The sequence below is a fragment of the Geomonas sp. genome (assembly GCF_056994735.1).
On the sequence record NZ_JBXKJL010000348.1, the window covers coordinates 1 to 14,707 of the forward strand.

10 protein-coding genes are annotated in these 14,707 nt (G+C 57.1%); 2 read left to right on the top strand and 8 right to left on the bottom strand.

The window, feature by feature from the left end; translation table 11 throughout:
* Positions 1 to 206: 206 nt before the first annotated feature.
* Positions 207 to 383 (top strand): YegP family protein, encoded by a 177-nt coding sequence (locus AC11W3_RS15140; protein ID WP_484093273.1) that lies wholly within the window; start codon positions 207 to 209, stop codon positions 381 to 383.
* 939 nt (positions 384 to 1,322) lie between these two features.
* On the opposite strand, the gene AC11W3_RS15145 is transcribed toward AC11W3_RS15140, so the two are convergent.
* The 7 genes from AC11W3_RS15145 to AC11W3_RS15175 all read right to left on the bottom strand — a co-directional run bounded on the left by AC11W3_RS15145 (position 1,323) and on the right by AC11W3_RS15175 (position 9,005).
* Positions 1,323 to 3,125 carry an aldehyde ferredoxin oxidoreductase family protein gene (locus AC11W3_RS15145; protein ID WP_484093274.1) on the bottom strand — a complete coding sequence of 601 codons (1,803 nt, stop codon included), beginning with the start codon at positions 3,123 to 3,125 and terminating at the stop codon, positions 1,323 to 1,325.
* The gene (locus AC11W3_RS15150; RefSeq protein ID WP_484093275.1) at positions 3,122 to 3,838 is read right to left on the bottom strand and encodes a twin-arginine translocation signal domain-containing protein; all 717 of its coding nucleotides are present in this window, start codon (positions 3,836 to 3,838) and stop codon (positions 3,122 to 3,124) included. The genes AC11W3_RS15145 and AC11W3_RS15150 overlap by 4 nt, the downstream gene beginning before the upstream one ends.
* An 88-nt stretch (positions 3,839 to 3,926) precedes the next feature.
* Positions 3,927 to 5,060, bottom strand: a complete 1,134-nt coding sequence (locus AC11W3_RS15155; protein ID WP_484093276.1) for an MBL fold metallo-hydrolase — start codon at positions 5,058 to 5,060, stop codon at positions 3,927 to 3,929.
* Positions 5,057 to 6,313 (bottom strand): Bcr/CflA family multidrug efflux MFS transporter, encoded by a 1,257-nt coding sequence (locus tag AC11W3_RS15160; protein WP_484093277.1) that lies wholly within the window; start codon positions 6,311 to 6,313, stop codon positions 5,057 to 5,059. Before AC11W3_RS15160 ends, AC11W3_RS15155 begins: the two co-directional genes overlap by 4 nt.
* 14 nt (positions 6,314 to 6,327) lie before the next feature.
* Positions 6,328 to 6,735 carry a cupin domain-containing protein gene (locus AC11W3_RS15165; RefSeq protein ID WP_484093278.1) on the bottom strand — a complete coding sequence of 136 codons (408 nt, stop codon included), beginning with the start codon at positions 6,733 to 6,735 and terminating at the stop codon, positions 6,328 to 6,330.
* 82 nt (positions 6,736 to 6,817) lie between these two features.
* Positions 6,818 to 7,804, bottom strand: a complete 987-nt coding sequence (locus AC11W3_RS15170; RefSeq protein WP_484093279.1) for an aldo/keto reductase — start codon at positions 7,802 to 7,804, stop codon at positions 6,818 to 6,820.
* Between the two features lie 16 nt (positions 7,805 to 7,820).
* Complete coding sequence (locus tag AC11W3_RS15175) at positions 7,821 to 9,005, bottom strand: iron-containing alcohol dehydrogenase (RefSeq protein ID WP_484093280.1); 1,185 nt, start codon at positions 9,003 to 9,005, stop codon at positions 7,821 to 7,823.
* A 1,600-nt stretch (positions 9,006 to 10,605) separates the two neighbouring features.
* On the opposite strand from AC11W3_RS15175, the gene AC11W3_RS15180 reads away from it, so the two are divergent.
* Entirely contained in the window at positions 10,606 to 14,400 is a 3,795-nt protein-coding gene (locus AC11W3_RS15180) for a hypothetical protein (RefSeq protein WP_484091872.1), read from the top strand.
* Between the two features lie 126 nt (positions 14,401 to 14,526).
* On the opposite strand, the gene AC11W3_RS15185 is transcribed toward AC11W3_RS15180, so the two are convergent.
* On the bottom strand, positions 14,527 to 14,707 hold a 181-nt coding region (locus AC11W3_RS15185), incomplete at its 5' end, for a hypothetical protein (protein ID WP_484093281.1).

Sequence of the window (14,707 nt, forward strand, 5' to 3'; positions counted from 1 at the left end):
GTTGACCTACCTACCGCAGAGCCTCCCGCCAGCGCCTCTTCTTTCAGAGCGCATATGCATGCCTGAGCCCTACCCCCGGCTCATACCGTCAACTTCCAATCTTACAATCCTGCCCCCAAGGCCTCTCCCGATGTTCTTCACCTAAAGGCATGCGCTCTCGCCCAGCCTGATGATGTCGGCAACACAACCCTCATACGGAGGACACCATGGTGACATTCGAGATCTTCAAGGGGAATGACGGACAATATTACTTCCATATCATTGCAGCTAATGGACAGAAGATTGCGCAGTCCGAGGGATACACGCGAAAGGAGAGCATTCGAGATACGATCGCCACCATTCGAAAGGCCGCAGCTACGGCGGAGGTCATTGACCACACATAGCATGCGATGGTAGGCCATGTTGCAGTTATGATGCTCGTGAGTATATTTCCTCGTCGGTAACCTTCCTAAGTAACATGCCGGCGTTTCCTTCTGTGGAGGTTACGACCATGTTTACCCTTTGCCATGGAAATATAATGATGCCCTGACCTTCGTGTCTTTTCTCCACGCGATAAAACTGAGATAGCAGGAGGGCCGTAACCAGGACGATGACGAATGAAGGCAACGTGACGACGGTTACTAATTTTGATGAGGGCGTTATATCTGTAGTGTCGCCATCCCAACGTATTGTATCCATGGCGGATATATCTACCTGCCGTCGCCATCGAACATTCCTGAGGGAGCAAGTGATAAGAGGGGCAGGATGCCTCAATGTATTGACGACGATGGTACTATAATGACGTAGCTATCTTTCGTTCAAAGATGGGTATCGCTGGTGCATTCGGGGGTATGGATGATATGAAGCGTGAGTATCGTTGATATCATGCGGAGGTATGGGTGATATGAGGTGGATGCATGCTTGATATGGTTCGGAGGTATATGTGATATGAGGCGGGTGTATGCCTTGAGATTCCTCGGTGGTGGTATGGAATGTAGATGCAGCGCTATGGAAGGGAATATGAGGCGTCAATCACAATACGGGGGGGCGGCCACATCATGAATAGAGCCGGCCCCCCCACAAATCCAGCAGCATCACATTAGTGGCTGCTTCAGCTGACGGATGCCTGGCGAGGCTCCTGATGTTGCGTGGGAAGCGGAGGGGGACGCTGGTCAGTTGGTTGAGTTAACGCAGACTCACCAGCCTGGAGTTGACTTTGCATTCCCTAATGCTTCCGCCTTGCATGAGGAACTCAACGAAGTGACCAGCGTACCCCTCAGGGTTCCCGTCCCCCTCAGGGTTCGCTCGGTCCCATCCATCTTTTAAACCTATGCAGTCTCTCCTTACACAAGATCCAGCCTAAGTTCCTTGAGCTTTGCTGCCCCGGGTTTCGTGGTCTCAGGATCCCAGCCACGATCCTTGTAGTACTGGGTCAGCATTGCCTCGAACTTCGTCCGGTCGAGTACCGCGCCCTTCTTGGGCCCCACGGTGAAGGCGTCCTCAAAGAAGCGGTCCGGAAGCCGGTCGTCTTCACGGCGGAAGCCTTCACGGTAGTTGAACATCTTCTCCAGGTTGAAGATCCGTTCGCCGGCCTTCTCGAACTCGGCCTTGTCGTACTCCCGGCCGGTAATCGCGCTCAAGAGGTCGAGCATGGGCTTCTCCAGCGCCGGCTCGAAGGTGGGGAAGAAACACATCCCCGTGGAGTCGAGCATGGCCCGCCTGTTCTGCATGGGGATGTTGTCTCCGCTCATGTGACAGGCTCCCCTCGAGGCCGTTACGTACGAAAGGCCCCTGGGCTGGTTCGCCTGGATGTTGTGTGCCGCGAGTTCCAGCCCCTTCACGTGGATGGCGAACTTCTCGCTCCCCTGGCCGATCTGCCTGGACAACGCCGCCACACCTTTGGCCGCGAGCCCACCCACTCCGTCACGCGCGGCGATCTTCTCGATCATCGCCAGCGTTGCGTCGACGCTGCCCCACTTGAGATCGATGCCGTCCAGGAATTTCCGGTCGATCATCCCCTTCTCGTAGGCCTCCATCAGGAATCCGATTACGTTACCGGTTGAGATCTGGTCCAGACCTAGGTCGTCGAGAGTTGTGATCGCCTTCAAAAGACCCGGCATGTCGGAGATCATCAGGTTGGAGCCGAGCATGACGCCGGTCTCGTACTCCGGGCCGTCGTGGACGACGCCGCCGTACTTGCCCTTGGTCACCCCGCTTTTCTTGCAGGCTAGCGGGCAGCAGTAACAGGCGATGTCCTTCACCCACACGTCCCGCCTTGCGGCGTCGCCGCCGATCTTGTCTGCCTCCAGGAAGGTCCCTTCACGGTAGTTGCGCACCGCCTCGGTCCCGGCATTGCTGTTCCCGACGATCGCCCTCGCTGTTCCCTGCTCGGCCCAAGACTTGGCATACGCGGAGCCGTAGAGGGCAGCTCTCGCCTTTTCCAGGGCGGCAAGAAACCTGGCATGGTCCGCGACGCCGGGCTGGCCCGAGCCCCGCACCGCTATCGCCTTCAGGTTCTTGGAGCCCATGACGCAGCCGGTGCCCCCGCGTCCAGCAGCCCTACCGGCGGTGTGCAGGATGCTTGAATAGGGGACGAGATTCTCGCCGGCGGGCCCGATGTAGACCGTCTTGAACCTCCGGCTCCCAAGTTCTGTCTGGATCGCCTTGTCGAAGGCATCAGTCCGCATCCCCTTGAACTTCGTTGCCTCGCGTATCTCCACGTTGCCGTCGTCGATGACGAGGTACGAAAGCACTTTGGCCTTGCCCGTAACGACCAGCCCGTCGTAACCTGCGAACCGGATCTCGGGCCCGAAGAACCCGCCCATGTTCGAGTAGGTAACGGTCGAGGCATGGGGGTAATCGGATTTCAGCGGAGCCGTGATGGGGGACTTGGTAACCACGCATGTCCTGGAGGACGAGGGGACCGGAAACCCCGAGAACGGGCCGGGCATGAAGATGAGAAGGTTGTCCGGAGAAAGCGGGTCGACCCCCGGCTTCTTGAGCCGGTCCCAGAGGATTTTCATGCCGAGCCCCTGACCTCCCACGAACAGGTCGAGGTCCTCGCGGGGTATGGCCACCGTTTCGCTCATGCCGGTGGAAAGATCTATATTCAGAATTTTGCCGTGATACCCTGCCTTACCGCTCATCTTGCACCTCCGAAATCCGCCGGCCCGTACCAGCTCGCCGCCAGTTGGGCCGCTATTTTATCAGGCCCGAGGCCGTAGAATTTCCTGTCACGCCGGACCTCGACATACGACAGCGCGCCGAAAGGGCAGCGCTTGACGCATTGTGGATCACCGTCGCAAAGCGTGCACATGCGCTCCGGCTTCCCCGTCTCCGGGTGGGGGATGATGGTTCCGGTCCGTTGCGAGGCGCAGGCCCCGGCACAACTGCGGCAACCGATACACCGGCTGACATCGTTGTGCATGGTGTGAGTGGCCGGATCACGGTACAGGGCGCGCCTGCCGGTCTTGGGGTCCGGATCAACCGGGCACGCCTTGGCGCACGGGGTATCAGCGCACATGGCGCAGACGATGGGGACGTCGACGTCGGGATTGAAGCCGTGGACCCGGATGTTCGCATAGCGCGGGTTGCCCAGTCCGGGGAGTTCCTTTCCGCCGACGGACGCGAGTCGATTGCGTGACGAGCAGGCTGTTTCACAGGTACGGCATCCCGTACACTTCGCGTAATCCACCAGGACCATCTTGAGGACCGGCTCCCCCGAGAGAGCCCAGGCCGCCGAATGGATCCCGAACTGCCCGAACAGCACGAGGGCGCCCCCCCCTATCCCGACGCCCTTGAGAAAGTCCCGGCGGGTGAGGTTTATCCTTTCACCAGGAACACTTTCCTTGGTATCCATGTCTTCCTCCCATTAGTAGTCATGAAACTCAGGTAAACCGTCTTATCACTACTTTGGTCTTCACCACCCTCTCTTGCCATGGCTTGGATCAAATTCTCCCGACCGCAGGCTGCCCTTTCCCCTGGGCCTGCTCGGGTTCTTTCACACTATCCACAGATCCCCACCATCGCTGACCGCGCTCGGTGCTGTGCATGCTGACCGGTTCACCCATCTTTGGAATCAAGACCGGAATATGTTGAGCCTCGCCCAGAGCGACGGCCCGGTCAAACGGGTCGTGCCAGGAATGCATGGACAGATCAAAGGTGCCGTTGTGGATCGGCAGCAGTCTTCGGCCCTTCAGGTCGATATGCGCCTGGATGCTCTCTTCCGGCTGCATATGCACCCCCGGCCAGTTGGCATCATAGGCCCCTGTTTCGAGCATCGTCATGTCGAATGGGCCGTAGGTTTCGCCGATTTTTTTGAAACCGTCAAAATAGCCGGAGTCTCCGCTGAAGAAGAGGCGCCGCTCGGCGGCCAGGATGACCCATGACGCCCACTGGGTGCGATTCTTGTCGAAGAAACCACGACCTGAAAAGTGCTGCGCCGGTGTCGCAACCAAACGGACGCCGCCGACTTCCGTCTCCTGCCACCAGTCGAGTTGTCTCACCTTCGCAGCGGGCACCCCCCAGCCAATCAGGATATCCCCCACCCCGAGGGGCGTCAGGAAGTACTCGACCTTGCCTGCCAGGTGCATGATGGAATCCTGGTCCAGGTGGTCGTAATGGTCGTGCGAGATGATCACCGCCTTGATCGGGGGGAGCTCGGCAATGCTGATGGGTGGCGCGTGAAACCGTTCCGGTCCAAAAAACCGGAGAGGGGAAGCCCGGTCTGAAAAGATCGGGTCGGTGATCCAGAAGGCATCATCGAGTTTCAGCAGGACGGTCGAGTGTCCAAGTCGATAGACCGTACCGTTCGGCGCGTTCTGCAACTGCTCTCTGGTCACTCTCTGGACCGGGATTTTCCCGGTTGGGCGGGTATTCGCCGGTTTATTGAAAAAGAAATCCCAGAGGATGCGAGCATGCTCAAGCTGCCCACCTTTGGTCACCTTGACGGGATTTTTCAGTTCGCACTCCAAGGACAGCGCTGACCGGGTGTGGGCGGCGCTGCTGTTGTTAGTGAGTATCGTGGTCGCCATAAGGATAAGAACTCCCAACATCAGGGTAAAGAACAGGGTTTGCTTCATGGGTTCAACTCAGTGAGCTCAAGCGATACCGGTATGCACCTTCCATCAACACGCCCGGTCACCGGATAGAGCAGCCGCATCGAAAGCAAGCTGCCGATCCCGCAAATCGCAATCACCCAGCCCATCGGCCAGGGCGTGCCGTTGGCGAAGACACCGACCAAGCCGGAGCCGACCATGCCGCTGCCGTACTGAACCGCACCCACCAGCGAGGACACGGCACCGGCGCGTTCCGGGAAGTTGTCCAAGGCACCCGTGATCGAGTTGGCGACGATGAAACCGGTCGCGGAGACAAAGACGAACAAAGAAACGACCAATCCCCAAAGTCCGCCCCAGCCGGTGCGGGCGAACAGTGCCACCATGATTGCGGAGAACGCGGCGATGATCGTGCCGGCCAGAAGCATCCGGTCATAGTCGAACCGTGAAACGAGATGGGAATTCAGCAGGTTGGAGGCCATGATGCCGATGATACCGAGACCGAACAGCAGACCGTAAAGTTGTTCCGGCACATGGTAGTAGGTGATGTAGGCAAACGGCGTACCCGCAACATAAGCGAACATGCCGGCGTAGAAGAAGCCACCCGCCCCCACATAGCCCAGAATCCGGCGGTCGCGTAAAAGCTCGCCGTAACGGGCCATTGCGCGGCCAAGCGATTCCTGGTTGCGCCGCGCGGCGGGCAAGGTTTCGGGAATCGTGAAGAGCGCCGCGAGTGTCACGATACCGATGCCGACCAGCGTCCAGAAAATGGCGCGCCATCCGGCAAGGGCGACGATTTGCCCGCCCACCAGCGGTCCGATGAGAGGAGCAATCGCCATCACCGTTATCAGTATGGACAGCATCCGCGCCGCACGCACACCTTCGTAGAGATCTCTCACCATGGCGCGTGACAATGCCACACTGGCGCAGGCACCAAGGGCCTGCACAACACGCCAGCCGATCATGGCCGGTGCGCTTCCCGAAAGAGCGCAGCCTGCCGAGCCGATCACGAACAGCACCAGTCCGATCGCCACCGAGGAGCGGCGGCCATACCGGTCGCTGATCGGCCCCCACAGCAGCTGGCCGAAACTGAAGCCGACGAGGTAGCCGGAGATCGTCAGCTCGATCAGGCCCTCGTTCGCGTGAAGAGAACGGCTCATCACTGGCATGGCCGGCAGATAAAGATCGGTCGAAATCGAGGCAAACCCCATCAGCAGGCTGAGGACAGCGAGCACCCGCCAACCCGGAGTGGCTTGCTTTATTGTTATTTTCTCGATCATTATCTACTGTCCTCTTATTTCAATGTGTTGTAATCGTCGTCAGATACCTGTTCCAGCCAGGTTGCCGGACCTTTTTCGGGGTTGACCTCGATGGCAAGGTGGACGAACCAGCTATCCTTGGCAGCGCCATGCCAGTGTTTAACATCGGCAGGGATAGCGACAACGTCGCCTGCATGAAGCTCCTGCGCCGGCTTGCCCCATTCCTGATAATAGCCTCTGCCCCCCGTCACCAGCAGAATCTGGCCGCCGGCGTGTGTGTGCCAACTGTTGCGGCATCCCGGCTCAAAGGTCACGTTCCCGATGGGAAGGGCCGAGCCGAAAGGCGTCAGCATGTTGAGCCAGACGGTGCCGTTGAATTTGTTACTTTCAAGTTTTTCCCCAACGGGAAAGATCACGCTCTTGCTAAGATCGTTTGTGTTCATTCTTGCTCCCGTTATTTCTTCTGTTCGCAGTCAGATTCGTTTTGCCGTAATGACTGTTTGCCTGCTGCACCGCTCTCAGGGGTCAGCGGCCAACCCGTTTCTGGAGGTTTTCCGGGTAGCGCGCTCCTTGTACCGTGATTTTTGATGCTGCGCTTTCAAGCTCGCACAGGTCTTCCGGCGCAAGGTGAACTGAAACGGCTCCGTTGTTCTCGCGCAAGCGAGCTAGCTTCGTGGTTCCGGGGATCGGAACAATCCATGGCTTTTGGGCCAGTAGCCAGGCCAGCGCCACCTGCGCAGGGGTTATTTTTTTCTGCTCCGCAAATCGACCGATCAGATCGACCAGGACCTGGTTAGCCTTGCGGTTCTCCTCGCTAAAACGGGGGACCTGATTGCGGAAATCGGTGCTGTCGAACTTCGTTTCCTCGTTGATCTTTCCCGTGAGAAAGCCTTTGCCCAAGGGACTGAAGGGAACGAATCCGATTCCGAGTTCTTCCCGGGTCGGCAACACTTCCGCTTCCGGCTCTCTCCACCAGAGAGAGAATTCGCTCTGGAGCGCAGCCACCGGCTGAACGGCGTGCGCGCGACGGATGGTTTGCACCCCAGCTTCGGACAGTCCGAAGTGCTTGACCTTGCCTTGCCGAATCAACTCCTGCACCGTTCCGGCCACGTCTTCAATGGGGACGTTCGGGTCAACGCGATGCTGATAGAGCAAGTCAATCCGGTCCGTCCTGAGCCGTCTAAGCGATGCCTCGACGACCCGTTTGATGTGCGCCGGTTGACTATTCAGATCGCCAGGCTTGCCGCTGTCACAATCGAAGCCGAACTTGGTGGCGATGACTACCTGATCGCGGAACGGTGCGAGGGCTTCGCCTACGAGTTCCTCGTTCGTGAACGGGCCGTAGATCTCGGCGGTGTCGAAGAACGTGACTCCCTGTTCCACGGCCGACCGAATCAGCGCGATCATCTCCTGTTTATCTCCGGCCGGGCCGTAACCGAAACTCATGCTCATGCACCCCAGCCCGAGGGCCGAGACTTCCAGGCCGCTGTTTCCCAACTTGCGCTTTTCCATAAGGTACTCCTTTGATTTAGAATGCCGCACGCATGATCTGAAGGGCTGCATCCTTGCCGATCGAGGTCAGGATGCCCAGGTTTCCATTTTCCACTGCCTTCTCCGCCATAACTTCCAGGTCTTCTTCCTTGACGCCTGCCTCGCGAAGGTTCGCCGGCATTTTGATGGCGGAATAGAATGCCTGCAACTGTTTGACGCCTTCCTCCGCAGCTTTGGCATCGTCTTCCTCACGTATGTCGAGGACATTGCGAGCGAATCGTGCAAAGACCGGCAGGTGTTGGGGAGCTGCGCTCATGGTATGAAGCATCCAGGCGGGGGTCAGCAGGGCCAGGGTGACGCCATGGGTCATGTCGTACATGCTAGAGAGTTCGTGCCCCATGCCGTGAAGAGGGAACGGGAACATGGGCTTGCCGAGTACAAACTGGAACCCGGCCAAAGCCATGGAGCTCGCCCACATGATATTGGCGCGGGCGTCGTAGTCTTTGGGATTTGCCAGGATTTTGGGGGCATCCTCCAGCACAACCTTCATAACCCCTTCGTTCATGCGGTCCTGAACCTTCGCGTTCGCTTCAGGGGTGAAGTATTGTTCCATGAGATGGCAGAGGATATCTGCGACGCCCGCCATGGAATGATGTTCCGGCACCGTGTAGGTGTATTCAGGATCCAGGATGGAGAACCTCGGATTGAGGAGAGGGTGCATGACAACCTTTTTCTTGTGATCTGCGCCGACGGTGATAACCGCTCCCATATCCAACTCGGAACCTGTTCCCGCCATGGTCAGGATGGTAGCCAAGGGGGCCGCAGCTGCGATAGGAGAGCCCCCCGACTCATTGACAAAGAGGTCGGTGGCTGGGCCGTTATGCTTGACCCCGGCAGCGATGGCCTTACAGGCATCCAGGGTAGACCCGCCCCCCACGGCCAGAATGAAATCGCAGCCGTTTTCACGATAGAGTTTGATCCCTTCCTCAACGCTTTCGATCCTTGGGTTGGGCTTGATGCCGCTTAACTCCGCATAGGCAAGGCCGGCTTTGCTGAACTGCTCAAGAATCGTATCGTAGATGCCACTCTCCTTGATGCTGCCACCGCCGTAGGCCAACAGCACCTTGGAACCGCCATGGACCTTGATGGTCTCGCCGAGGATATTGATTTGTCCCTTGCCGAAGTAGGCTGTGGTTGGAATGCTGTAAATGAAATTGTTCACGTTTCGTCTCCTGTATGGTGTTCAGTATTGATGGCAAACCTTTTATCCATCCCTCCGGGAAAGTTGCCCGAAGATCGATTTAGCTCTTTTGGATCGCCTTGTGATGATCTCAGCATAACCCACGCAGAGCTATGACCGGTAGATCGATCCTGCTCCATTCTTGCCTGATCATCCGGATGATCGGGCAAGAAATGCAGCAAGCGATCGCCGTGGCAGCATTAAAATCATAATTTATCGGCGCAAGACTTTGATATTACGCAAGCACGAGGCAGTATCGAAAGGGGAATAAACGTAAAGCGTAGTGCGGCTTAATTGCCAGATATGCCGAACGTGGCGAGGAGTACACACCAACGGTCCCACGCGAATCGCTCGTTTGTGCAGAAGTACCAGCAAATACGGGGAGGTCGGCGTGGATCATCCCGGCGAAGATGTTGCCCCCCGGGGAAGCGGAGGGCTCGCATAAAGCGACTTCATCGCGCCCAAACACACCTCTTATCTGTAGAAGGAATGACCATCTTTTCTCGAACGGTAAGGCCGGTCTACTGCATGACAACGACCGTTGGCTGAAGGGCGAGGACCATTGGTTGAAAGGTAACGGCCGTTAGTTGAATGGTGACGACCCTTGGTTGAATGGTGACGACCCTTGGTTGAATGGTGATGACCGTTGGCTGAAGGGTGACGACCGTTCGTTGAAACGTAGCTACCGTTTATTGAAAGGCGACGACCATTAGTCGAAAGGTGATGACCTTTGGCTGAAGGGTGATGACCGTTGGCTGAAACGTAGCTACCGTTTGTTGAAAGGCGACGGCCATTAGTCGAAAGGTGATGACCTTTGGCTGAAGGGTGACGACCGTTCGTTGAAACGTAGCTACCGTTTGTTGAAAGACGACGACCATTAAGTCGAAAGGTGATGACCTTTGGCTGAAGGGTGACGACCGTTGACTGAAACGTAGCTACCGTTTGTTGAAAGGCGACGACCATTAGTCGAAAGGTGATGCCCGTTGGTTGAAGTGTGACGACCGTTGGTTGAAACGTAGCTACCGTTTGTTGAAAGGCGACGACCATTAGTCGAAGAATGCCTATCCATTACTGGAGGCTTCCTATCCGTAGTCGGAAGGTGTTCATACTTTTTCTTAAGGTGGATGTCTCTCGGGGGGGGCCTGTAAAGAACTTTGTGTAAATGGCGTAGGTTAGGGTTTTGGCATTCTATCTTCAAAAAGAATAGCGTATCCTCTGAAATCCCCTAATTTGTCTCAGCACTCGAGACGTTGACACACAGAAAGAGAAGCAAGACAGAACGTGATAACTGCTACTAACCAAGCCCATGTGTCCGCCATATTAAAAGAATTCCGTCTCCTCCGAGGCGGCTTTCCGCCGCGTTTCAGGTCGCGGACGACCTGAGGCCGGGGACCAACGACACCACCGTCTGCGATTTGAGGGTGGGTCCGTAGGTGCAAATCCCCTTTGGTTTGTGGCAAAGGCTGCTCAAGTTAAGACGTGTCTGACCCCGTCAAAGTTTTTGAATTCTTTGTTGAGTTCAATCCATAAACCCCTTATTATCCCTCGACATGAAGATTCCCCAAATAGGTCTATAAGCACAATGTTTGACATCACTCCCCATGACATTAACCAACTAAATGACATCGACCTTCGGGAACTGGTCGGGCGACTCTGCGAAGCCGACCTGGCCAGTCTTGGGCTGTCACCTTCAGCGGTGACATGGGGCGGGAACCAGACAGCGGCAGACGGCGGTCTGGACGTGCGCGTGGCCTTGCCGACAGCCGTCATCATCGAAGGTTTCGTTCCGCGCCCCTCTACTGGGTTCCAGGTTAAGAAACCTGACATGCCGAGGGCCGAGATTATTGCCGAAATGCGGCCTGCGGGAACGATCCGTCCTGTCATCCAACAGCTTGCGGATGAGGCGGGTGCTTATGTCATTGTCAGCTCAAACGGGTCAGCGACTGATAGTGTCCTTCGCAACAGGCAGAAAGCTTTACGCGAGGCACTGGAAGGTGTAGGCAACGCAGACCAACTCTACACCGACTTTTACGACCGTACCCGCTTGGCGGCGTGGGTGCGGCGCTATCCCGGCCTTATAACGTGGGTCAAAGAGAAGATCGGGAGGAGCCTTGTCGGCTGGCGCCCTTACGGCACGTGGACCGGCGCAGCAGAGAGCGACGAGGCCGAATACTTACTTGATGACAAACTGCGTCTGCAACTTGGTAGGCACCGTGACGAGCCAGCGCAATCGGTAGCCGACGTGATTGACCAACTGCGCGATGAACTAAGCCAACCCGGCAAAATTTTACGTTTGGTCGGACTCTCCGGCGTTGGGAAGACTCGGCTCGCCCAAGCTCTGTTTGACGCTCGGATCGGGGCACGCCCTCTACCGTCATCACTTGCCGTATATACAAACCTCTCCGACAACCCTGCCCCACAGCCGATTGGCATGGCATCCGACCTGATCGGGACCCGCACGCGCGCGGTCCTAATTGTGGACAACTGCCCTCCAGAACTGCACAGCAGACTTTCAGAGTTGTGCTGTGGGCAAGCCAGCACCGTCAGTATCCTTACTGTCGAGTACGACGTGCGCGGCGATCAACCCGAAGGAACACAGGTTGTAACCCTCGACACGTCGTCGCCCGACCTGATCGAGAAGCTGGTCCGACGCCGGTATCCGCATATATCCCAAGTGGACGCGCGCACCATCGCTGAAGCGTCCGGGGGCAACGCCCGCATTGCAATCGCCCTCGCCGAGACGGTCGGTCGTTCAGACAGCATCGCTGGCCTCTCTAACGACGAACTCTTCCAACGGCTTTTCCGACAGCGGCAAGAGTCGAATGAAGCCCTGCTCCTCGCGGCCCAGGCATGCTCCCTCGTTTACTCCTTTCAAGGTGAAACACTTGATGGTGAGGAGGCGGAGATTCCTCGTATAGCTTCGCTCGTGGGACAGGCGCCAACCGAAACGTACCGTCACGTTGGTGAGTTGCTCCGGCGCGATCTCGTGCAGCAGCGCGGGGTTTGGCGGGCGGTGCTGCCCCACGCCCTTGCAAACCGACTCGCTGCCCGCGCACTCGAAGACATCCCCTACGAACTCATTAAACAGCAGTTGATCCATGGGGGGTCAGAGCGGTTGGCGCGGTCTTTTTCTCGACGATTGTCGTTCCTGCACGACCACCCCAAGGCCGTTGCTATCGTGGAGAGGTGGCTTGCGCCGGATGGCATTTTAGGCGACTTGGCCGCTCTCAACGACGTCGGTCGAGCAATGTTCGGGAATGTCGCGCCGGTGCTGCCGGAGGCGGCGCTGGCGGCCCTGGAGCGAGCCGGCGACCGGCCGTCTGACGTGGCGACAACGGTCTGGCAGCGACACCTGTCCTTGCTGCGTTCCCTTGCTTACGACCCGCCGTTGTTCGAACGGAGTTGCCAAATTTTAGTTCGAGCATCCATGGAGAGCACTGATGAGCGGGAGGCCACGCAGGCCCACGACACTTTCGTATCTTTGTTCACGATCTATCTTTCCGGCACCCATGCCTCGATCGAGCAGCGTCTCGGCGTGCTTGAAAGGCTCCTCAGATCTGGCGAGGCTAAGGCACAGTCCCTAGGATTGGCTGCCATAGAAAAGGTGCTGAAGTCATCGTACTTCAGTTCAGGCTATCACTTTGAGTTCGGTGCGCGATCGCGGGATTTCGGCTACGAACCTCGGAGCACCGCGCAATTTATCCAGTGGTATGGTGCTACACTCGCGTTGATTGAACGGTTGGCGTTTACTGAGGGGGTGCTCAAGCAGGAGTTGCGCGTCCTACTAGCTCGGGAGTTCCGCGGCCTGTGGACCTGTGCCCACGTCCTTGACGAGCTAGAAAGGCTATTCCGTAAATTTTCGACCGATGGGTTCTGGCGTGAGGGTTGGATTGCCTGCCGGGAGACCATGCACCTCGATAGGAACCTGCTTTCAGTCGAAGCTGCATCGCGTCTCTCTGCGCTAGAAGCTGAATTGAAGCCATCCAATCTCCCGGAGCGGGTGCGGGCGGTGGTTCTGGGTGACAGGTCCAGGGGACTAGACTTGGACGACATCTATATCGAAGACGACGCAATGAGCACATCTGAGCGATTAGAGGCAATTGCCCGCAAGCTCGGAACAGCGGTGGCCACGGATGAGGGCGTTTTCTCAGAACTCCTGCCTGACCTCCTCCGAGGAGGAAACAGGATCTGGGCCTTTGGTCTTGGGCTTGCTGGTGCGTCCCAAGATCCTCGTGTGACATGGGCAAGTCTCGCCGAAGGACTTGCGAATGTTCACCCGGAGCATCGGAATGTTCAGGTATTCACGGGGATGCTCGCAGAGCTTTGGGAGAAGGACAGGGACCTCGCGCAAGATCTTCTCGACTCAGCTCTTGAACACCCGATCTTGGTAACATTTCTTCCAGTGCTCCATTCAGCCGTTGGTATCGACGAGCGGGGCGCAGAGCGGCTGAAGAGAGCACTGAGCGCGGAGAAGATACCTGTCTGGATGTACGGGAATTTAGCATTAGGGCGGGCCACGGACGGCTTGGAAGGTGGTCTTCTGAAGGACCTAATCCTACTGATTGCCGACCTCCCAGAAGGATTCGAGGTAGCCCTGGATATCCTGTATATGCGCCTACATTCGGATCGATCGGCTCAACGGGAACACGAGGCAGAGCTCCTTGAGGGAGGCCGGGAGTTGCTCCGGCGTGTCACGTTCCGTAAAGACAAGCACCGCTACGATTACCAGCTGGCGAGTGTTGTAAAGGCTTCTTTGGCTGCCGCAAATGCTGGTCCAGTAGCAGCAGAAATCGCGGCGCGGTTAAGGCAGGCGGTGGCATCACACGATACCTACCCTTACAATAACACCGACATGTTGACAGCCTTACTTAAGATCCAACCAATGGCCGTCCTAGATGCATTGTTCTGTGGCAACCATACGGATCAGCAGGTTGGGATACATGTGTTCGATCATTTATGGAAACATGAGAAAAACCCGGCAGATCTAATCTCATGCGACACGCTCATCGCTTGGTGCAAAAGTGATCGGATGCGCCGTTACGAGGTTGCGGCCTCGATCATCACGTTTGCGTATCGGCCGGAAGCGAATGGTCCCCTCGTTTGGTCCGACCAAGCTAAAACACTTCTCGCCAGCGCCCCCAACGCAAAACGCGTGCTGACAGTACTCATCAAACGGTTCCGACCTATGTCCTGGAGCGGCTCCCGCGCGGCCATCATAGAAGCTAACTCCCAATTACTAGATAGCCTAGATACACTTCTTCCATCCGGTCTTATGCCTTTCGTGAAGATAGCCAAGGCTAAGCTAGCGGAAGAGGTCGCGAGTGAGCGGCAGTGGGAGACAAGGTATGACCGAGGCCGCGATGAGCGATTTGAATGATGAGGGAGGAGGCGGGAGAAAAGCACATAGCTGCAACCACTCCGCCAGTACCGAGGAGTGGCAAAGAACTGATACCCCAGCCGTATCGTGTCACTCGTCGCTGAGGGTAACTTTGAGGGTAGCAGCCTAGAACATCCCCTCACAACTGGTACAGTAACAGCATTTTAGGTGATCTTTTGAATTCCCATGTGCTTCCGCCAACTCCTCTCTCTGAACTCCCCCCCTCTCAACAGCCCTGACATTCATAACAAATCCAAAGTTCCCATCACGCGGCTCGGGCTGCGGGATTTCTTCTACAGCCAAAACC